The 21,376-nt window shown below is 73.1% G+C and carries 14 protein-coding genes and 1 pseudogene; 10 read left to right on the top strand and 5 right to left on the bottom strand.

Features of this window, described 5'->3' with window-relative positions:
- Nucleotides 1-24: 24 nt before the first annotated feature.
- The 4 genes from ABD347_RS21595 to ABD347_RS21580 all read left to right on the top strand — a co-directional run bounded on the left by ABD347_RS21595 (nt 25) and on the right by ABD347_RS21580 (nt 6,743).
- Nucleotides 25-2,403 carry an MMPL family transporter gene (locus ABD347_RS21595; protein WP_425575730.1) on the top strand — a complete coding sequence of 793 codons (2,379 nt, stop codon included), beginning with the start codon at nt 25-27 and terminating at the stop codon, nt 2,401-2,403.
- Between the two features lie 19 nt (nt 2,404-2,422).
- Nucleotides 2,423-2,986, top strand: a complete 564-nt coding sequence (locus tag ABD347_RS21590; RefSeq protein ID WP_344363818.1) for a GNAT family N-acetyltransferase — start codon at nt 2,423-2,425, stop codon at nt 2,984-2,986.
- 387 nt (nt 2,987-3,373) lie between these two features.
- The gene (locus tag ABD347_RS21585; protein WP_344363817.1) at nt 3,374-3,631 is read left to right on the top strand and encodes a hypothetical protein; all 258 of its coding nucleotides are present in this window, start codon (nt 3,374-3,376) and stop codon (nt 3,629-3,631) included.
- A 19-nt stretch (nt 3,632-3,650) separates the two neighbouring features.
- On the top strand, nt 3,651-6,743 hold the full coding sequence (locus tag ABD347_RS21580) for a helix-turn-helix transcriptional regulator (protein ID WP_425575729.1): 3,093 nt from the start codon (nt 3,651-3,653) through the stop codon (nt 6,741-6,743).
- Nucleotides 6,744-7,296: 553 nt separating this feature from the next.
- Here ABD347_RS21580 and ABD347_RS21575 read toward each other — a convergent pair.
- The 3 genes from ABD347_RS21575 to ABD347_RS21565 form a co-directional block, all read right to left on the bottom strand.
- The gene (locus ABD347_RS21575; RefSeq protein WP_344363816.1) at nt 7,297-7,506 is read right to left on the bottom strand and encodes a DUF6191 domain-containing protein; all 210 of its coding nucleotides are present in this window, start codon (nt 7,504-7,506) and stop codon (nt 7,297-7,299) included.
- 13 nt (nt 7,507-7,519) lie between these two features.
- A complete protein-coding gene (locus ABD347_RS21570; RefSeq protein WP_344364061.1) occupies nt 7,520-8,674 on the bottom strand; it encodes a PQQ-dependent sugar dehydrogenase in 1,155 nt (384 codons plus the stop codon).
- A gap of 84 nt (nt 8,675-8,758) precedes the next feature.
- Nucleotides 8,759-9,781: an aldo/keto reductase gene (locus ABD347_RS21565; RefSeq protein ID WP_344364059.1), complete on the bottom strand. Its 1,023-nt coding sequence runs from the start codon at nt 9,779-9,781 to the stop codon at nt 8,759-8,761.
- Nucleotides 9,782-9,828: 47 nt separating this feature from the next.
- Here ABD347_RS21565 and ABD347_RS21560 point away from each other — a divergent pair, with 47 nt between their 5' ends.
- The 6 genes and pseudogenes from ABD347_RS21560 (at nt 9,829) to serA (ending at nt 20,335) form a co-directional block, all read left to right on the top strand.
- Entirely contained in the window at nt 9,829-10,779 is a 951-nt protein-coding gene (locus ABD347_RS21560) for a 2-hydroxyacid dehydrogenase (RefSeq protein ID WP_344363814.1), read from the top strand.
- A gap of 432 nt (nt 10,780-11,211) precedes the next feature.
- A pseudogene (locus ABD347_RS21555) lies at nt 11,212-14,025 on the top strand (putative bifunctional diguanylate cyclase/phosphodiesterase); the annotation flags it as partial.
- Nucleotides 14,026-15,015: 990 nt separating this feature from the next.
- Nucleotides 15,016-16,875: an acetolactate synthase large subunit gene (locus tag ABD347_RS21550; RefSeq protein WP_344363813.1), complete on the top strand. Its 1,860-nt coding sequence runs from the start codon at nt 15,016-15,018 to the stop codon at nt 16,873-16,875.
- 20 nt (nt 16,876-16,895) lie between these two features.
- Nucleotides 16,896-17,420: an acetolactate synthase small subunit gene (gene ilvN / locus ABD347_RS21545; RefSeq protein ID WP_019889675.1), complete on the top strand. Its 525-nt coding sequence runs from the start codon at nt 16,896-16,898 to the stop codon at nt 17,418-17,420.
- 75 nt (nt 17,421-17,495) lie between these two features.
- Complete coding sequence (ilvC, locus tag ABD347_RS21540; RefSeq protein WP_344363808.1) at nt 17,496-18,497, top strand: ketol-acid reductoisomerase; 1,002 nt, start codon at nt 17,496-17,498, stop codon at nt 18,495-18,497.
- Nucleotides 18,498-18,733: 236 nt separating this feature from the next.
- Entirely contained in the window at nt 18,734-20,335 is a 1,602-nt protein-coding gene (serA, locus tag ABD347_RS21535; RefSeq protein WP_344363805.1) for a phosphoglycerate dehydrogenase, read from the top strand.
- 67 nt (nt 20,336-20,402) lie between these two features.
- On the opposite strand, the gene ABD347_RS21530 is transcribed toward serA, so the two are convergent.
- Together ABD347_RS21530 and ABD347_RS21525 are read right to left on the bottom strand one after the other, a co-directional pair.
- Nucleotides 20,403-20,885 (bottom strand): hypothetical protein, encoded by a 483-nt coding sequence (locus tag ABD347_RS21530; protein ID WP_344363803.1) that lies wholly within the window; start codon nt 20,883-20,885, stop codon nt 20,403-20,405.
- Nucleotides 20,882-21,376 (bottom strand): PucR family transcriptional regulator (locus ABD347_RS21525; RefSeq protein WP_344363802.1); only part of this gene is annotated, 495 nt, incomplete at its 5' end. The genes ABD347_RS21525 and ABD347_RS21530, both read right to left, overlap by 4 nt.

Here is a 21,376-nt window from a genome sequence, read left to right as displayed (position 1 = left end):
CGAACCACTCAGGGAGCACACCCGTTGGCAGCCATCGCCCGATGGTGCATCACGCACCGCCTCGCCGCCGTCCTGCTCTGGCTTCTCGCCCTGGTCGGTGTCACGGCGGCCTCCGGTATCGCCGGTTCCGCGTACTCCAACGACTACGAGGTCCCCGGGACCGAGTCCGGCCACGCGGCCGCACTCCTGGAGGACGGCTTCCGCGGCCAGGGCGGTGACGGCGACACCATCGTCTGGCACACCGCCGAGGGCAGCGTCCGCGCGGCAGCCGTCGAGGGCCGCATGACCGCGATGCTCGACGACATCGCCGAGCTGCCCGGCGTCGCCTCCGTCACCACCCCGTACGGCGCCGGCGGCTCACCCGCCGGAGCGAAGGGCGACGCTGCCCCGGGCGGCGCCTCCGGCTCCGCCGAAGGACCCGGCACGTCCGGCGAACCCGGCACGTCCGGCGAACCCGGCGCGTCCGGCGGAACCGGCACCTCCGGCACCTCCGGCGCGTCCGGTACCTCCGGCCCCGTCTTCCAGCCCGGCCGGATCAGCGAGGACGGACGTACCGCCTACGCCATGGTCGCCTTCGACCGGCACGCCGACGAGATGCCGCCCGGCCACATCCAGGCGGTGGCCGACACCGCCCGCGCGGCGGCGAGCGACGGTGTCCAGGTGGAGCTGGGCGGCAGCGCCGTCGCGGTGACCGAGGCGCCGGCCTCCCACACCTCCGAGATCGTCGGCGTCGCCGTCGCCGCCGTGGTGCTCTTCCTCGCCTTCGGCTCCCTCGCCGCCAGCCTCCTGCCGATCGCCACGGCCCTCGTCAGCGTCGGCACCGCCTACGCGGGCATCGGGCTGCTGGGCCACGTGATGACGGTCGCCGACTTCGCGCCCATGCTGGGCATCCTCATCGGCCTCGGCGTCGGCATCGACTACGCCCTGTTCATCGTCACCCGGCACCGCAAGGGGCTCAAACGCGGCCTCCCCGTCGCCGAAGCCGCCCGGAACGCCGTCGCCACCACCGGCCGGGCGGTCGTCTTCGCCGGAGCCACGGTCTGCATCGCGCTGCTGGGCATGCTGATACTGCGGCTCGGCTTCCTCAACGGCGTCGCCATCGCGGCCTCCCTCACGGTCGTCCTGACGGTGGCCGCGTCCGTGACGCTGCTGCCCGCGCTCCTGTCGTTCATCGGCATGCGCGCCCTGTCGCGGCGGGAGCGCGCCCGGCTCGTCGAGCACGGGCCGGAGCCCGAGCTGCCGACCGGGTTCGCCGCCCGCTGGTCCACGTTCGTCGAGCGCCACCCCAAGCTGCTCGGCGCCGTCGCCGCCGTGGTCATGCTGGTCCTCGCCCTGCCCACGCTCGGCCTCCACCTCGGAACGTCCGACCAGGGCAACAACCCGGCCGGGTCGACCACGCGCAAGGCCTACGACCTGCTCGCCGACGGCTTCGGCCCGGGCGTCAACGGCCCCCTGACCCTCGTCGCCGAGCTCGACGGCGCCGACGACCGGCTCGCCCTCGCCACGCTCCCCGACGCCCTGCGCGCCACCAGCGGTGTCGAGACGGTCGGCCCGGTCACGTACAGCGGCAGCGGCGACACGGCCGTCCTCACCGTCGTACCGGACTCCGCGCCGCAGTCCCAGCAGACCAGCGACCTCGTCGACCGGCTGCGCGACGACGTCCTGCCGACCGCCGAGCACGGCACCTCCCTCGAGGTGTACGTCGGTGGCATCACCGCCGGCTACGACGACTTCGCCCAGGTCATCGTCGGCAAGCTGCCGCTGTTCGTCGGCGTCGTCATCGCCCTGGGCTGTCTGCTGCTTCTGCTCGCCTTCCGCTCGATCGGGATCCCGGTGAAGGCGGCGCTGATGAACGTGGCCGCCGTCGCCTCCGCCTTCGGGGTCGTCGTCGCGATCTTCCAGTGGGGGATGGGCAGCGAACTGCTCGGGCTCGGCCGGGCGGGCCCCATCGAGCCCTTCCTGCCGGTGATCATGGTGTCCGTGCTCTTCGGACTCTCCATGGACTACCAGGTCTTCCTGGTCAGCCGGATGTACGAGGAGTGGCTGGAGACCGGTGACAACCGGCGGGCCGTACGGGTCGGCCTGGCCGAGACGAGCCGGGTCATCAACTCCGCCGCCGTGATCATGATCGCGGTCTTCCTGGCGTTCGTCCTCTCCGGCGACCGGGTCATCGCGATGTTCGGCATCGGTCTGGCGGCCGCCGTGGCCCTCGACGCGTTCGTCCTCCGTACGCTCCTGGTTCCGGCGCTCATGCACATGCTCGGCGGCGCCAACTGGTGGCTGCCCGCCTGGCTCGACCGCGTCCTGCCGCGCATCAGCATCGAAAACCCCGAGTGCCGCGATACCGATCATGCGAAGATCCCGTGGCAGCGCGCGAGCGACGACGGACAGCTCGTGCCTTGAGCCACGGAGGGCCACGGCGGTGTTCGCGATATCCCTGGGTGACGACGGAGCCGAGCTGCGGCCGCTGGAGCCGTGGCAGGCCGAGGAGTATCTGGCCCACATGGACCGGGGCAGGGACTACATCGGGCGGTACGTCGCGCTCCCGACCGTCTGCACCGACCTGGAGTCGTCGCGGGCCTTCCTCCAGGCGTACGCCGACAAGGCCGCCGCCGACACCGGCCGGATCTTCGGCATCCGGCTGGACGGCACCCTGGTCGGAGGCGTCATGCTGCGGGTCATGGACACCGCTACCGGGACCTGCGAGGCGGGCTGCTGGCTGGAGCCGTCGGCGTCAGGCCGGGGCCTGGTCACCCGCGCGGTCCGCGTCCTGATCGACTGGGCGGTGTTCGAGCGTGGCATGCACCGCGTCGAATGGCAGGTCTCCTCGGCGAACACCGCGAGCATCGCCGTCGCCGAGCGGCTCGGCATGACCAAGGAGGGCGTCCTCCGCGAGAGCTACCCCTACCGGGGCGTACGGCACGACATGGAGGTGTGGTCCGTCCTGGCCCCGGAGTGGCGCGCGGCACGCCAAGCGGCGCGTTAAGGGGCCTCTCGGAAACGGCACCCAGCGCGCCGGGCACGTCCCCATGACGTCCACGACCGGCACCGACGCCGGTGCCGACTGACGGCGCCGGGCCCCCGATGGTTCCGTCCACGCCCGAGTCCCAGGACGCCCCCCGGGGCGACCACGCCCGGGACGGTGAGCGCGGTCGGGGCGGAGCCCGGGGCCGCGCGCCGGCCGCCGGTCGCGGGGACTACGGGACCGCGTCCGGCGACGGACACGCGGCGGACTGCTGGCCCGTAGTCCGGCACCGGCTCCCGAGGTCCTCGGAAGCGCCGGGCGTCCTCAGCCACGCCGTGCCGCGCCGGACTGAGGACCTCGTGAGCACGCCTAAGGACCCCGCGCCGGTCAAGATGCGGCAGTCTCCCGATGCGGCGCCACCCCCTGGTGGACGAGAGTCGAGGCATCACCACACCCTCCGACTCCACCAGGGAGAAGCAGATGTTCACGTACGAACTCCAGCAGGCCCGTCACGCCGAACTCCTCCGTGAGGCCGACGCCCAGCGACTGGTCAACCTCGCCAGGGCGGCCCGCAAGGCCCGCCGCTCCCTCGACCGCCGGTCCGGCGACCACGCCTCCGAAGGGCAGGTGAACACCGACCACGACCGGTTCGCGACGGCCGCGTGACGGACGGAAGCCCCCGGCCATGGCCGTCGTACCGATAACCAGTGCCGCGTTGTCAGAGGGCTGTGCGATGCTCGGCGACGTGGAGAACAGGTCCGTCAGTCCGGTATTCGTCGGCCGAGCCGGTGAGTTGACCGCCCTCACCGAAGCGCTCTCCCGCGCCGCCGCGGGAGAGCCGCAGGCGTTGCTCGTCGGCGGCGAGGCGGGCGTCGGCAAGACGCGCCTGCTGGAGGAGTTCCTCGGCGAGGCGTGCGCCCGGGGCGCCGTCGTCGCCGTCGGCGGCTGCGTCGAAATCGGCGCGGACGGCCTGCCGTTCGCGCCGTTCTCCGCCGCGCTGCGCGCCCTGCGCCGCACGCTTCCCGACGAGCTCGCCGCCGCGGCGCGGGGCCAGGAGGGCGAACTGGCCCGGCTCCTGCCCGAACTGGGCGACGCGGCCGGCCCCGAGCCGTACAACGAGGACAGCACCGCCCGGCTCTTCGAGCTGACCGTCCGCCTCCTGGAGCGCATCGCCACCGACCGCACGGTCGTCCTCGCCCTGGAGGACCTGCACTGGGCCGACACCTCCACCCGCCACCTGCTCGCCTACCTCTTCCGCACCCTGCACCGCGGCCGGCTCGTCGTCGTCGCCACCTACCGCGCCGACGACATCCACCGCCGCCACCCTCTGAGGCCCCTGCTCGCCGAGCTGGACCGCCTGCGCACCGTGCGCCGCATCGAACTGCCCCGGTTCAACCGCACGGAGGTCCACCGCCAGCTCACCGGCATCCTGGCCGCCGAGCCCGCGGCCGCCCTCGTCGACGACATCTTCCGCCGCTCCGACGGCAACGCCTTCTTCGTCGAGGAGCTGGTGGTCTGCCAGGAGGACGGCCGCGGGTCCGGCGGCCTCAGCGAATCGCTCCGCGATCTGCTGCTGGTGCGCGTGGAGCGGCTCTCCGAGGACGCCCAGAAGGTCGCCAGGATCGTCGCCGAGGGCGGCTCCACCGTGGAGTACGGCCTGCTGACCGCCGTCGCCCGGCTGCCCGAGGACGACCTCATCGAGGCGCTGCGCGCCGCCGTCAACGCCAACATCCTCCTCGCCGTGCCCGACGGCGAGGGCTACCGCTTCCGCCACTCCCTGGTGCGCGAGGCCGTCAGCGACGACCTGCTGCCCGGCGAGCGCTCCCGCCTCAACCGGCGGTACGCCGAGGCGCTGGAGGCCGACCCCGGTCTCGTACGGGCCGACGAGCGCACCACCCGCCTCGCCAGCTACTGGTACCACGCGCACGACGCCGCCAAGGCGCTGCCCGTCGTCCTCCGCGCCGCCGTCGAGGCCCGCAAGCGTCACGCCCACGCCGAGCAACTGCGGCTGCTGGAGCGGGCCATGGAGCTGTGGGACGACGTGCCCGAGGACGTACGGGCGTCCCTCAGGCCCATCGACTACGCCGAGGCGTACCCGGCGTGCGGCTGCCCCGACACCACGCCGCTGCGCTATCTCGACCTGCTGGCCGAGGCGGCCGTCGCCGCGCGGCTGTGCGGCGAGCGCGAGCGCGCCCTGAAGATCGCCAAGAGGGCGCTGCGGCTCCTCGACGAGGAGAGCGACCCCGCCGTCGCCTCGGGCGGCAAGGACCCCCAGCGCGCCGCCTGGTTCTGGACCGAGCGGTCCCGGCTCATGTCGAACCTCGGCCGGGGCGACGGCTGGGCCGAGCTGGCCACCGCGCAGGAGCTGGTGCGCGGCCTGCCTCCGTCCGCCGTCCACGCCAAGGTCCTCGCCGTGGCCGCCGGCTGGGGCATGCTGCACGCGCCGGGCCCGGAGAGCCTCGCCGCGGCCGAGCGGGCCGTCGAGTACGCCCGCCTGGTCAGGGCCGAGCCGGTGGAGCTCAACGCCCGCCTCACCCTCGGCGGCCTGATGGTCGACGCGGGCGACATCGAGGCCGGTCTCGCGGAGATGCACGCGGTCCTCGACCGCGCCCGCGAGCTGTGCGTGCGGAACGAGGCAGGACGCGCCTACGTCAACATTCCCTCCAGCCTGGAGGGCGTCGGGCGCTCCCGCGACGCGGTCCGGATCGCCCTGGAGGGGCTCACGTACTCACGCCGGTCGGGGCTGCGTGACAACGAGGGCTGGGTGCTGGTCAACCTGGTCGAGTCGGAGATGTCGCTGGGGCACTGGGACGAGGCGAGCGAGGGCGCGCGCCGGCTCCAGCGCATCGCCTACAGCGCGAAGCCACGCGCCGGAGCGCATCTGAGGCGCGCCGAACTCGCCACGCTCCGGGGCGAACTGGCCGGCGGCGCCGAGCACCTGGCGCTGGCCCGGGAGGCGTACGGCACACACGACCCGATGAACCAGTACCTGCTGCCGCTGGCCCGGACCGAGCTGGCGGTGGCCGCCGCGCAGGGCCGTGTCGCCGACGTGCGGACCGGTCTCGCCGAAACGGCGCGTGGCGGCTTCGCGGTCGGCAGCCACCGGTACGCGTGGCCGCTGCTGCTCGTCGCCGCCACGGCGGAGGCGGAGGCGCGTGGGCTGCCCGCCACCGAGGAGGGCCGCCCCGAAGCGCTGGCGCTGATCCGCGCCCACGCCAAGCGGCTCGCCACCCCCGTCCCGGTGTGGCAGGCGTACGCGCTGTTCGTCGCCGCCGAGCTGGCCCGCGCCGAGGGCTGCGACGACGCCGACCGCTGGGCGGAGGTCGTGGCCGCCCTCGGCCCCCTTGAGCGCCCGTACGAGCTGGCGCGCGCCCGGCACCGCTGGGCGGACGCGCTGCTCGCCCGGGGCGGCAACCGGGAGCGGGCCGCCGAACTGGTCCGCGAGGCCCACCTCGTCGCCGCGCACCTGGGCGCCCGCCCGCTGCGCGAGGACCTGGAACTGCTCGCCGCCCGCGCCCGCCTGTCCCTCGGGGCCCCGGAGGCCGCCGCCCCGGAGCCGACGGACGGGGGCTTCGGGCTCACACCCCGCGAACAGGACGTCCTGCGCCTGGTCGCGGCGGGCCGTACCAACCGCCAGATAGCGGAGGAGCTGTTCATCTCGCCGAAGACGGCGAGCGTGCACGTCTCCAACATCCTCGCCAAGCTCGGCGTCTCGGGCCGTGGCGAAGCCGCCGCCCTCGCCCACCGCCTGCGCCTCCTCCCGGGCGTCCCCGCCTGACCCCCGTCGACGCCGGCCGCCCCGCCGGCCGGGCGCCCCCGCTCCCGCGCCCCGCGTTTCCGCGCCGGGCAGGTGCCCCGCCCGCGACCGGCCCCGCACGGTGGCAGGGTGCCCCGGCGAGGGACGCCGGGCACCCCCCGGACCGCCGTTCCGCTCATAGCGGCGGGATCTTGTGCCTCGGGCGCCGGGCCTACGCTCGCGGGCGCTCGGGAGCCCCTGCGGACGGGCGTTGCGCCGGACCCACGGGACATGGCGATCGGCGGCCTGCCCCGGCGGCCGGCTGCCCGCCCTGCACCGGCCCAGCCCCTCCACCTGGGCGCACCATGCGCCGGGCCTCCGCGCCGTCCCGGGTTCCCTACGTCGCTCACGTGCCCCTGCGCCGCCCCGGGGGCCCGCCCGCCGGGCTCCTGGCCCTCGGCCGCTGCCGGGCCCTGGGGCCGCCCGGTCGGCTCCCTACTCCGGCCGCGGCGCCCGGCCACCGTGGCCGCCCGCTCGCACCTGCCCGCGCGTCCGCCCACCTGCCCGCGCCCCCCGGGCCAGGGCACGCGGTGCGTCACGCGCCGGCCGCGCCAGGAGCGTCAGCCGCGCCGGGAGCGCCGGTGGTCCGGGGGGCGCGGATGGTGACCGTGCCGGAGGCGAGGTCTATCGGGCCGCGTGCCGGGTCTCCATCGGCCGCGTCCTCCCGCGTCAGCTCCAGCCGCCGGCGCTCGTCGTCCGTGTGCTTGCGGCCCGGCGCGAAGAGCTGCTCCATGAGGTTGAACACCGGCTGCCGCCTCTCACTCCACCTCCAGCTGGAGGATCTTGTCGTCGCCCGGTTCCGGTGTGCCCCGGCCGTCCGTCTCGCTGGTCACCAGCCAGAGCTTGTCGCCGCCCGCCGCCAGCACCGTGCGCAGCCGGCCGTACCGCCCCTCCAGGAACGGCTGGGGGTCCGCCGAAGGTTCCGCCCCGGCCAGCGGGACGCGCCACAGCCGCTCGCCGCGCAGCGCCGCCATCCACACCGAGCCCTGTGCGACGGCGATACCGCTGGGGGAGGCGTCGGCGGTCCGCCACTGGGCGACCGGGTCGACGTAACCGGACCTGCCGCCCTTGCCCTCCGCGTTCGGCCAGCCGTAGTTCTTGCCGGGCTCGATCAGGTTCAACTCGTCCCAGGTTTTCTGCCCGAACTCCGACGCCCACAGCCGCTTGTCCGAGTCCCAGGCCAGCCCCTGCACATTGCGGTGCCCGTACGAGTAGACGACCGAGTCCTCGGCGGGGTTGCCGTGCGCCGGCTGCCCGTCGGGGGTCATCCGGAGGATCTTCCCGCCCAGCGAGTCCTCGTCCTGCGCCAGGCCGGTGTCTCCGGTCTCACCGGTGCCCGCGTACAGCATCTTGTCCGGGCCGAACGCGATCCGTCCGCCGTTGTGGATCGTGCCCTTGGGGATGCCCCGCAGCACCGTGTCCGGCGCCCCCAGCTGCTGACCGGCCGGCTTTTTCTCGTCGTAGAGCATGCGGGCGATGCGGTTGTCCGACTCGGTGGTGAAGTACGCGTACACCAGGTGGTCCGAGGCGTACGCCGGCGAGAGCGCGAGACCCAGGAGGCCGCCCTCGCCCGCCGGGGCCACCCCCGGCACCGAGCCGATCACCGTCTTCGCGCCGCTCTCCCCGTCCACCCGGGTGATCGTCCCCTCGTCGCGCGAGGAGACCAGCAGGTCGCCGTCCGGCAGGGCGGCAAGGCCCCACGGCGACTTCAGCCCCTCCGTGAGCGTGGAGACGACCGCCACCGCGCCCTTCGCGGGCGGTGCGGACGGCCCCGACGGGGACGGTGAGCCCGACGGCGGGGCCGAGGCGGCCGGCCGCGATCCGGCGCTCCGGTCGTCCCCGGGGCGCCCGCCCGCTCCGGACGAGCACCCGGCCACGAGAAGCAGGGCGGCAGCGGCCGACACGGCCGTCACAGCAGGACGTCGCACAGTTCCGATCCCTTCAACGGCGGTGTGAGCCGCGTGTCCACCCTTGATACACCCGCCGGCGCCGGGAATTCAGTCCCACGACCCTCTCGCCGGTGGCAGAGCCGCGATCTCCGCAAGGTCCTCCGCGGTCAGCGACAGTCCGGCCGCCCGCGCGTTCTCCACCGCCCACCGCTCGTGCTTCGTCCCCGGCACCGGCACGATGTGCCGGCCCCGTTCCAGTACCCACGCCAGCGCCACCTGTGCCGGGGTGACCCCGGCCGCCGCGCCACCGTGCCGCTCCGCGACCCGCCGCAACCCCACCACGATGGGCTGGTTCGCGGCCATCATCTCGGCCGTGAACCGGGGGTGCCGGGCCCGCAGGTCCTCGGGCTCGAATCCGCCGCCCGGTGTGAGTGTCCCGGTCAGGAAACCGTTGCCCAGCGGCATCGCCGCCAGGAACCCCACGCCACGGGACACGCACCACGGCAGCAGCCGCCGCAGTGCCTCCGGTGACCACACGGACAGCTCGGCCTGCACCGCGCTCACCGGGAAGACCTGCTGCACCCGCTCCAGCTGCCGAATCGTTCCGTCGTAGAGATCCGCCCGGGGCGCGCCCGCCGCGCCCCGGCGCGAGTGCCGCACCGCCATCGCGCACAGCCCGAGCGCCCGCACCTTCCCCGCCGTCACCAGCTCCGCCATCGCGCCCCAGGTCTCCTCGATCGGCACCTCGGGGTCGGGGCGGTGCAGCTGGTACAGGTCGATGACGTCGGTCTGGAGCCGCCGCAGCGAGGCGTCGCACGCCCGCCGCACGTACCCGGGCCGGCCGTTGGCCACGATGTGCTGCTCACCGACGAGCAGCCCGCACTTCGTCGACACGAAGGCCTCCGCGCGCCGCTCCCTCAGCACCCGGCCCAGCAACAGCTCATTGGTGAACGGCCCGTACATGTCGGCCGTGTCCAGCAGCGTCACCCCGGCGTCGAGCGCGGCGTGCACAGTGCGCAGGGAGCGGTCACCGCGCTGTCGCGAGGCACTGTAGGCCCAGCTCATCGGCATGCAGCCGAGGCCGACCGCACCTACTTCGAGCGCCGTCGCCCCGATCGTCCTGCGCTCCAACTCCCCGTACCCCTCCTCGTGCCGCACCCCAAACTAACCTCCTGACCATGACTGCTGACGTGTGGCTCCCCATTCCTGCCGACGAGATCGCCGGGCTCCCCGCCCCGGCCGAGTCCGGCCTGACCTACCGCTTCTGGGACGGAGGCCCGGACTTCCCGGCCGACCCGGCCGACTGCGTGTTCTACGTGGTGCCCTACATGAAGGGCAGCGAGACAGCGGTGCGCCCGATGTCCGCGATGACCTCACTGCGCGTCGTCCAGACGCTCTCGGCGGGGACCGACCATGTGACACCGGGTCTCGGCCTGCTGCCGCCGGGCGTGGTCCTGTGCAACGCCAAGGGCGTCCACGAGGCCAGTACCGCCGAGCTGACCATCGCGCTGATACTCGCGTCGCTGCGCGGCATCCCCGGCTTCGTACGCGGCCAGGACCGGGAGGAGTGGCGGGCCGGTTTCTACCCGGCGCTCGCCGACAAGTCCGTCCTGATCGTCGGGTACGGATCGATCGGCGCCGCCATCGAGGGCCGGCTCGCGCCCTTCGAGTGCGCGCGGGTGGCGCGCGTCGCGCGCTCCGCGCGCACCACCGAGCGCGGTCCCGTGCAGGCGCTCGCCGATCTCCCCGCTCTCCTCCCCGAGGCGGACGTCGTCATCCTGTCCACGCCCTTGACCCCTGACACCCACCACCTCGCGGACGCCGGCTTCCTGGCCGCGATGAAGGAAGGCGCCCTGTTGGTGAACGTCGCCCGCGGCCCGGTCGTCGACACCAAGGCGCTCCTGACCGAGACCGGAAGCGGCCGGATCACCGCCGCCCTCGATGTCACCGACCCGGAACCGCTGCCCCAGGGGCACCCGCTGTGGCACGCCCCCGGGGTTCTGATCAGTCCGCACGTGGGCGGTTCCACATCGGCGTTCATGCCCCGCGCGAAGCGCCTCATCGCCGGCCAGCTCACCCGTTTCGCCGAGCGCGCGCCGATGCGGAATATCGTCCTCACCACCTCCTGACCACGCTCCGAAGCGAAATGGGCGCCCTCCGTGCCCATAACACTGATGATCGTTACGCAGCGTAGAACACCCCTGTCCCTGAGTGACGATCCTGGTGTATCGTCCCGATCTGGGGGCCGCGTCGAGCACGAACCGGCGCAGGGGAGCGACGTGATTGCCGATCAGAATCCGAGGGGGGCGACGGGCGATGCACGGTCGATGGGCGTACGAACCGACGCGACGGGGCAGCCGACTGCGACCCCCGACCGCGTCCCGGTCACGGAGGCCGGAGCCGGAGCCGGGTCCGACACCGGACCCGAAGCCGGGAGTGGATCTCACACCGGACCCGAAGCCGGAGGCGAGGTGGAGCCCGGCGCCGCCGCCGTCGGTACGACGGTCGTCGACGACCTCCCGGCACCCGCACCGCCCGGAGCCGCTCACGGGGGTGTCCCCGTGAGCGCCCCGGGAGCGCTCATCGAGCGGCCGCCGGTCACGGGCGGCGGGGCCGGTGACACCCCGAGCGGCGGCGCCCCCGCCGGCGAGGCCCGCTCCGGCGGCATGCGCTGCCAACTGCTCCTCGCCGTACTGTGCGGAAGCTACGCCACCGGGTCGGCGATCGGCTGGGGCTCCGAGGAAATGGCCCTGATCATGGGCGACTTCGGCCTCAGCGCCGCCGCGCTGACCGCCGCGGTCTCCTGCTTCGTGTACGCACGCACGCGTGGCAGTTGTTTCGCCCCGGCCTGGCTGCTGTTCGCGTTCTCCTCCGCGATGGCGGCCGGCGGCAACACCGTCTGGGGGTGGTACGAGGTCGTGCTCGACCGCGAGGTGCCGCAGCCCTCCGTGGCCGACCTGTTCTTCCTGCTCTTCGCGCCGCCCGCCATCGTCGGGCTGCTCGTCCTCGCCAAGCGGCCGGTCACCCGGGCCGGATGGATCTGCCTCGCCCTGGACTCCTGGCTGATCGGCGGATCGCTGCTCACCCTGTCCTGGAGCCTGGCACTCGCCCACACCGCCCACTTCGAGGGCGAGAGCGTCGCGCGGGCAGCGCTCTCCCTGGCGTACCCGCTGCTGGACATCGTGCTGGTGAGCATGGTGCTCGCGCTGCACTTCAGGCGCACCCAGGCCAACCGCTCGGCCGTCCACACGGCGATCGCCGCGCTCGCCCTGACCGTCCTGTGCGACGCGCTGTTCACCTCGCCGCCGCTGCGCGAGCACTACCGGTCCGGACAGCTCCTCGACGCGGGCTGGTTCGCCGGCTCACTGCTCCTGGCCTACGCCCCCTGGGGCGCCAACCGCGCCCTCGAGAACTCCGGCCCGCCGCGCGGGCCCCGTCAGCACAGCCGTCCCGTCGCCGGGTCGCTGGCCGCCCTCACGCCCTACCTCGCGGCCGCGGTCTGCACGCTCGGCATCCTCTACAACGTCATCGAGGACCGCACGGTGGACCGCGTCGTCGTCTTCACCGGCTGCACGGTCGTGCTCGCCCTGGTCGTACGCCAGGGGATCATGCTCCTCGACAACATCGCCCTCACGCACGAACTGGCCCAGAAGGAGAACCACTTCCGGTCCCTGGTGCAGGGCTCCAGCGACGTGATCATGATCGCCGCGCCCGACGGAGTGCTGCGCTACGTCAGCCCGGCCGCGTCCGGTGTGTACGGACGGGACGCGGAAGACCTCATCGGCTCCGAGCTGGCCTCCCTCATCCACCCCGAGGACCTGGGCGGCGTCGTCCACGAGGTGCGGCGGTTCCTGGCCGCTCCACCGTCGGAGGAACCCACCACCCGGATCGAATGCCGGTTCAGGTCCGGCACCGGCGACTGGCTCAACGTCGAGTCCACCGTCAACCGCCACCAGGGCGGCCTGATCTTCAACAGCCGGGACGTCACCGAACGGGTCCGCCTCCAGGCGCAGCTCCAGCACAACGCGGAGCACGACCCGCTCACCGACCTGCCCAACCGCGCCCTGTTCACCCGGCGGGTCCGCCAGGCGCTCGGCGGACGCCGGGCGGGCGACGCCGGCACGGCCGTGCTCTTCATCGACCTGGACGGCTTCAAGGGCGTCAACGACCGGCTCGGCCACCAGGCGGGGGACGAACTGCTCATCCAGGCCGCCCGCCGGCTCCAGGACTCGGTGCGCGCCGGTGACACCGCGGCGCGCCTCGGCGGTGACGAGTTCGCCGCCCTGATCCTCGGTGACGGCGGCCGTGACCCGTCCGCCCGTGAGCCACAGGTCCTGGAGATCGCCGACCGGCTGCGGCTGACGCTCTCGCAGCCGTACCGGATCGAAGGCCAGGAGGTGCGGGTCGCCGCGTCCATCGGCGTCGCGTTCGCCGAGGCCGGCATCGGTGCCGGGGACCTCCTGCGCAACGCCGACCTCGCCATGTACCGCGCCAAGGCGGGCGGCAAGAACCGCGTCGAGCTGTACGCGCCCCACATGCAGGCGGACGTCGGACGCCGTACGGAACCGGCCACCCGGGCGCGCACCGGCGCCCGGGACGGCGAGCCGGTGCTCCTGTACCAGCCGGTGGTGGACCTCGCGACCGGCCGGATCACCGCCGTCGCGGCCCAGGCCCGCCGGCGCTCCGCCAGCGGGGCCCTGTGCGCCCCGGCCGAGCACCTCCGGGGCGCGGAGGAGTCCGAGCGCACCGCCGAGTTCGACAGCCGGCTCCTCGAAGAGGCCGTCGGGCAGGCGGCCGAACGCGGCAGGCTCGGCCACCACGTGCCCGTCTCGGTCCGCTTCCCGGCGCACAAGCTGGTCGACAGGTCCATGCCGCTCGGCATGATCGAGGCGCTGCTGGCCAAGTACCGGCTCCCCTCCGGGTCTTTGATCATCGAGCTGTCCGACAGTGACCCGCGGATCTCCTTCGACGAGCTGGAGCAGCGCCTCGCCTCCTTGCGCGCGCTCGGCGTGCGTGTCGCGCTCGATGGATTCGGCAGCGGATATGCCGCGATCAACGCGCTCAGGCGGCTCCCTGTCGACATACTGAAACTGGACAGGGGCCTGGTCGAGGGCGTCGTCGAATCGGCCCGGCTGCACAAGATCACCAGCGGGCTGCTCCGTATCGCCTGTGACCTCGGTATGCAGTCCGTGGCCGACGGTGTGGACGTACCGGAGCAGGTCCTGGCGCTACGCGCGATGGGGTGCACCCATGGGCAGGGAACGGCCTTCTCGGGCCCCCTCGACGAGTACCGGCTCCGCCGCGCCCTGGCGCGCGGCGCGTTCCCGGTGCCCGGCGGGGCCGTGCCGCCCGCGCTCGCCGCGGGTGCCCGTCCCGGCATCCTGCCGGGTGTCCTGCCCGCCACCTTCAAGAGCGCACTGCCGGGCGCCCGTTCCCGCGCCGCCCTCCCGAACGGCGTTCCGAGCACCGCGTCGAACGCCTTCCCCGACCCGTCCCCCGGCTCCCTGCCGGGCCCCGCGCCCGGCCCCGGCCGCCCGGGCCCCGTCCTCGGCTCCACCGGACCCGGTGGCGCGCCAGGAGCCCTGTCCGTGCCCCTGCCCGGTCACGGACCGGCCACCGTCCTCGGCGGCGCCCCGGGCGCTCCGCCCGGGTCAGCCCGCCGCGCCGGCTCCGGTGACATGCCGGACACCCCGCCCACCGGCCCCGCCGCCGTCCCGGCCGCCCCGGCCGGCGACCGGCCGCGTACGCCGCCCAGCGGCTCCCGCCCCCCGTCCGCTCCCGCCGACTTGTCGGGCACGGCTCCACCCGGCGGCGGCCCGGCCGCTCACCCCGCCGCCCGTCCGGGCGAGGCCCGCGACGCCGCTCGCCGCGACCAACCAGGCGCCCCTCCCGGCGGCTCGGGCGCTCAGTCCGGCGGGGCGCCTGGTGGTCACGGGCACCGGTCCGACGGCCTTCCCGGCGGCTCGGGCGCTCCGCCCGGCCGGTCGGGCGCCGCGCGCGGGGCGGCCGGAGGGGCTCGCGCGGCGCTGCCCGGGGGGCTTGCCAGCACGGTGCCCAACGGCGTGCCCACCGCCCTTCCGGGTGGCCTTCCGGGCATGCGTTCGCCCTACCCCGTCCGCTCACATAGTGAGACTCGCGTCCCACCCACTTGACACTGACGGTGCGCCGGAGGGAGGGTCAATGCCATGCACACCCGAATTCTCGTACTTGGAAAGCGCGTCGGCTGAGCACGGCCCGATGACGGCCCTGCAGACCCACACCGGCGCGCTCCCCTCGCTTGCCTCACGGCACGAGGGGTTTTTTGTTGCACTGGCTTCCCGCCAAACCAGCTAAACCTCGCGAAAACCCTCAGCTTCGAGAAGAGAATGCCGATGACCGACCAGGCCACCGGGGCCCACCATCCGCAGCCGCGGGCCCGTACCGGCGGACAGCACTCCGCCATCGTTGAGCACGTCACGGGTGCGCAGTCCCTCATCCGTTCTCTCGAGGAAGTGGGCGCCGAGACGGTGTTCGGCATCCCCGGCGGTGCCATCCTCCCCGCGTACGACCCGATGATGGACTCCACCCGGGTCCGGCACGTCCTCGTCCGACACGAGCAGGGCGCCGGCCACGCGGCGACCGGTTACGCCCAGGCGACCGGCAAGGTCGGGGTCTGCATGGCCACCTCGGGCCCCGGTGCCACCAACCTGGTCACCCCGATCGCCGACGCGCACATGGACTCCGTCCCGCTCGTCGCGATCACGGGTCAGGTCGCCTCCAAGGCGATCGGCACGGACGCCTTCCAGGAGGCGGACATCTGTGGCATCACCATGCCGATCACCAAGCACAACTTCCTGGTCACCAAGGCCGAGGACATCCCCAGGACGATCGCCGAGGCGTTCCACATCGCCTCCACCGGCCGCCCCGGCCCGGTCCTGGTCGACATCGCCAAGGACGCCCTCCAGGCCAGGACCACCTTCAGCTGGCCGCCGCAGCTGGACCTGCCCGGCTACCGCCCGGTGACCAAGCCGCACGCCAAGCAGATCCGCGAGGCCGCGAAGCTGATCACCCAGGCCAAGCGCCCCGTCCTGTACGTCGGCGGCGGTGTCCTCAAGGCCGGCGCCACCGCCGAGCTGAAGGTGCTCGCCGAGCTGACGCAGGCCCCGGTCACCACGACCCTGATGGCGCTGGGCGCGTTCCCCGACAGCCACCCCCTGCACGTCGGCATGCCCGGCATGCACGGCGCGGTCACCGCCGTCACGGCGCTCCAGAAGGCTGACCTGATCGTCGCCCTCGGAGCCCGCTTCGACGACCGCGTCACGGGCAAGCTGGACAGCTTCGCGCCGTTCGCCAAGATCGTCCACGCGGACATCGACCCGGCGGAGATCGGCAAGAACCGCACCGCCGACGTGCCGATCGTCGGTGACGCCCGCGAGGTGATCGCCGACCTGGTCCAGGCGGTCCAGGCCGAGCACACCGAGGGCAACACCGGCGACTACAGCGCCTGGTGGAAGGACCTCAGCCGCTGGCGCGACACCTACCCCCTCGGCTACGACCAGCCCGAGGACGGCAGTCTGTCGCCGCAGCAGGTCATCCAGCGCATCGGACAGCTCGCCCCCGAGGGCACCATCTACGCGGCCGGCGTCGGCCAGCACCAGATGTGGGCCGCCCACTTCATCGACTACGAGCGGCCCGCCACCTGGCTGAACTCCGGCGGCGCCGGAACCATGGGCTACGCCGTGCCGGCCGCCATGGGCGCCAAGGCCGGCATGCCGGACCGCACGGTCTGGGCCATCGACGGCGACGGCTGCTTCCAGATGACCAACCAGGAGCTGGTCACCTGCGCGCTGAACAACATCCCGATCAAGGTCGCGATCATCAACAACGGCGCGCTCGGGATGGTCCGCCAGTGGCAGACCCTCTTCTACAACCAGCGCTACTCCAACACCGTGCTGCACTCCGGCCCCGAGGCGGACGGCAGGCAGCCCAGCGCCGGCACCCGCGTCCCGGACTTCGTGAAGCTGTCCGAGGCCATGGGCTGCGTGGCGATCCGCTGCGAGCGCCCGGAGGACCTGGACAAGGTCATCCAGGAGGCGAACGCCATCAACGACCGCCCGGTCGTCATCGACTTCATCGTCCACGAGGACGCCCAGGTCTGGCCCATGGTCGCCGCCGGGACCTCCAACGACGAGGTCCTGGCCGCCCGCGGCGTCCGCCCCGACTTCGGCGACAACGAAGACGACTGAGAGAGAGCTGAGTCAGAAACATGTCCAAGCACACGCTCTCCGTCCTGGTGGAGAACACGCCCGGCATCCTCGCCCGGATCGCCGCCCTGTTCTCCCGCCGCGGCTTCAACATCGACTCGCTCGCCGTCGGTGTCACCGAGCACCCCGACATCTCCCGCATCACCATCGTGGTCAACGTCGAGGACCTGCCGCTGGAGCAGGTGACCAAGCAGCTCAACAAGCTGGTCAACGTCCTGAAGATCGTCGAACTCGAGCCCAGCGCGGCGATCCAGCGCGAGCTCGTCCTGGTGAAGGTCCGGGCCGACAACGAGACCCGTTCCCAGATCGTCGAGATCGTCCAGCTGTTCCGCGCCAAGACCGTGGACGTCTCGCCCGAGGCGGTCACCATCGAGGCGACAGGTTCGAGCGACAAGCTCGACGCGATGCTGAAGATGCTGGAGCAGTTCGGCATCAAGGAGCTCGTCCAGTCCGGCACGATCGCCATAGGGCGTGGCGCCCGCTCCATCACGGACCGCTCGCTCCGGGCCCTGGACCGTTCCGCGTAGCGAGACCCCCCAACCTCCACATCCCTCCCCGCCGTACGGTGGGACGCAACATCAGCACACCAAGGAGAAGACCCAGTGGCCGAGCTGTTCTACGACGACGACGCCGACCTGTCCATCATCCAGGGCCGCAAGGTCGCGGTGATCGGCTACGGCAGCCAGGGCCACGCCCACGCGCTGTCGCTCCGTGACTCGGGTGTCGACGTCCGCGTCGGTCTGCACGAGGGCTCCAAGTCCAAGGCGAAGGCCGAGGAGCAGGGCCTGCGCGTGGTCACGCCCGCCGAGGCCGCCGCCGAGGCGGACGTCATCATGATCCTGATCCCGGACCCGATCCAGGCCCAGGTCTACGAGGAGTCCGTCAAGGGCAATCTGAAGGACGGCGACGCGCTGTTCTTCGCCCACGGCTTCAACGTCCGCTTCGGCTTCATCAAGCCGCCGGCCGGCGTCGACGTCGCCCTGGTCGCCCCCAAGGGCCCGGGTCACCTGGTCCGCCGTCAGTACGAGGAGGGCCGCGGCGTCCCCGCGATCGCCGCCGTCGAGCAGGACGCCACCGGCAGCGCGTTCCAGCTGGCGCTCTCGTACGCGAAGGCCATCGGCGGCACCCGCGCGGGCGTCATCAAGACGACCTTCACCGAGGAGACCGAGACCGACCTGTTCGGTGAGCAGGCCGTGCTGTGCGGCGGCACCTCCGCCCTGGTCAAGGCGGGCTTCGAGACGCTGGTCGAGGCCGGTTACCAGCCGGAGATCGCGTACTTCGAGTGCCTCCACGAGCTGAAGCTGATCGTCGACCTGATGTACGAGGGCGGCCTGGAGAAGATGCGCTGGTCGGTCTCCGAGACCGCCGAGTGGGGCGACTACGTCACCGGCCCGCGGATCATCACGGACGCCACCAAGGCCGAGATGAAGAAGGTCCTCGCCGAGATCCAGGACGGCACGTTCGCCAAGAACTGGATGGACGAGTACCACGGCGGTCTGAAGAAGTACGACGAGTACAAGACGCAGGACTCCGAGCACCTGCTGGAGACCACCGGCAAGGAGCTGCGCAAGCTCATGAGCTGGGTGGACAACGAGGAGGCGTAAGCCCCGCGGGGCGGGTCCGGACAGGCTGTCCGGACCCGCCCGTCCGCATTGGACCCAGTGTCCAACCACGGACGGGTGATCCTTCCGCCACGGCGGAAAAGACGGCACCCGCCACCACTACACTTCTCAACACATACGCGTCAGGCCCACAGCGTCGTGCGTCTTCCACGCGGCAAGCCCCTCCACCGCCTGCGGCCGTCGGGACGGCCGTCCGCACTGGACTTGTGAGGACCCACGTGAGCTCGCATCCCCCCAAGAAGCCGGTAGTACTGATCGCTGAAGAGCTGTCGCCCGCCACGGTGGACGCGCTCGGCCCCGACTTCGAGATCCGGCACTGCAACGGCGCCGACCGAGCCGAACTGCTGCCCGCCATCGCCGACGTGGACGCCATCCTGGTCCGCTCCGCCACCAAGGTCGACGCCGAGGCCATCGCCGCCGCCGCCAAGCTCAAGGTCGTCGCCCGCGCGGGCGTGGGCCTGGACAACGTCGACGTCTCCGCCGCCACCAAGGCCGGCGTGATGGTCGTCAACGCCCCGACGTCCAACATCGTCACCGCCGCGGAGCTGGCCTGCGGCCTGCTGGTCGCCACCGCGCGCAACATCCCCCAGGCGAACACCGCCCTGAAGAACGGCGAGTGGAAGCGGAGCAAGTACACGGGCGTCGAACTCAGCGAGAAGACCCTCGGCGTCGTCGGCCTCGGCCGCATCGGTGTCCTGGTCGCCCAGCGCATGTCGGCCTTCGGCATGAAGATCGTCGCTTACGACCCCTACGTACAGCCGGCGCGCGCCGCGCAGATGGGCGTCAAGCTGCTGACGCTGGACGAGCTGCTGGAGGTCTCCGACTTCATCACCGTCCACCTGCCGAAGACCCCCGAGACGCTCGGTCTGATCGGCGACGAGGCGCTGCACAAGGTCAAGCCGGCCGTGCGCATCGTCAACGCCGCGCGGGGCGGGATCGTCGACGAGGAGGCGCTGTACTCGGCGCTCAAGGAGGGCCGGGTCGCGGGCGCGGGCCTGGACGTGTACGCGAAGGAGCCCTGCACGGACTCCCCGCTGTTCGAGCTCGACCAGGTCGTCTGCACCCCGCACCTGGGCGCGTCCACGGACGAGGCGCAGGAGAAGGCCGGTATCGCGGTGGCCCGTTCGGTGCGTCTCGCCCTCGCCGGTGAGCTGGTCCCCGACGCCGTCAACGTCCAGGGCGGTGTCATCGCCGAGGACGTCAAGCCGGGTCTGCCGCTCGCCGAGCGCCTGGGCCGGATCTTCACCGCGCTGGCGGGCGAGGTCGCGGTCCGGCTCGACGTCGAGGTGTACGGCGAGATCACCCAGCACGACGTCAAGGTGCTGGAACTGTCCGCGCTGAAGGGCGTCTTCGAGGACGTCGTCGACGAGACGGTGAGCTACGTCAACGCGCCGCTGTTCGCGCAGGAGCGGGGCGTCGAGGTGCGGCTGACGACGTCGAGCGAGTCCCCCGACCACCGCAACGTGGTCACCGTGCGCGGCACCCTGTCGGGCGGCGAGGACGTGGCGGTGTCCGGTACGCTCGCCGGCCCCAAGCACCTCCAGAAGCTCGTCGCCGTCGGCGACTACGACGTCGACCTGGCGCTCGCCGACCACATGGTCGTCCTGCGGTACGAGGACCGTCCGGGTGTCGTCGGCACCGTCGGCCGCATCCTCGGCCAGGCCGGCCTGAACATCGCGGGCATGCAGGTCGCCCGCGCCGCGGAGGGTGGCGAGGCCCTCGCGGTCCTCACCGTCGACGACACCGTCCCGCAGCACGTGCTGACCGAGGTGGCCGAGGAGATCGGCGCGACGTCCGCCCGCTCGGTGAACCTCACCTGACCGTTCGTACGATCACGATCACGGTCACGATCACAAGCACGATCTGTCCCGGGACCGGCCCGGTGCCTCAGCGCACCGGGCCGGTCTCGTCGACGAGGCGGACCGGTTCGCCGAGGAACACCTCGGGGCCGACCGGCCCGTACGCGATGTTGAAGGTGTCCAGCCAGTACGTCCAGCCCCGGATGCCGAGCGCCGAACTGAACCGGTGGTTGAGCCGCCACCGCAGCCACTCGCCCGGCGCCAGCCGTACGGCGGGCGGGCGGCGGCGCCGGGGCGGGACGCCGTGGAGCGGGTCCACCCGGGGCAGCACGGTCAGTCGTCCGTCCCGCTCCAGCAGGCGGACGGGGGTGTCGCGAAACGCCCGCGCCGACGCCTCCGGCACGAAGTCGCGCCACTCGTCCATGCGGACGCAGTGCGTGAACGGCCCATCGATGTCACCCGGGAGGGTGAATCCCTCGGGGAGGGCATGGCGCCGGGCGGCGGCCTCACCGCCGCGTGACGCCTTGGTCCACGCCGTGTGGACCCACTGCACGGTGACGAGGTGCTTCACAGGCGGGCCGCCTTCAGGGCCATGTGCAGCAGGAGGCGGTCCCCGCCCTCGTCGAGATCCAGGCCGGTGAGGTTTTCCACGCGCGAAAGGCGGTAGTAGAGCGTCTGGCGGTGGATGCCGAGGGCCGCCGCGGTGCGGCCCGCCTGGCCCGCGTTGTCGAGGAACACCTCGGCGGTGCGGGCCAGTTCCGCGTGGGCGGGCGCGAGCAGCGCGCGGACCGCCCGGTCGTGCGGCGGCGCCGGGGGCAGCGCGGTCAGGAGACGGTACGGGCCGATCGACGCCCACGGGGCCAGCGGCCCGAGCCGCGGCTGGGCCATGGCCGCCCGCGCGGCGGACGTCGCCTCCCGCCACGCCTCCGCGAGGCCGCCCACCCCCCGCCGCGGATCGGCCACCCCGACGACGGCGCCCGCGGAATGCCCGGCGCTCCGGGCGACCGGCCCGCCCCCGGCCCCGGCGCTCCGCGCGGTGCCCCCGCGCGCCGCCGGCCCGTC

The sequence above is a fragment of the Streptomyces gobitricini genome, assembly GCF_039532985.1.
Lineage (GTDB): Bacteria > Actinomycetota > Actinomycetes > Streptomycetales > Streptomycetaceae > Streptomyces > Streptomyces gobitricini.
Note: the sequence above shows the minus strand (reverse complement) of the source record. Positions and strands in the feature narration are given on the sequence as shown.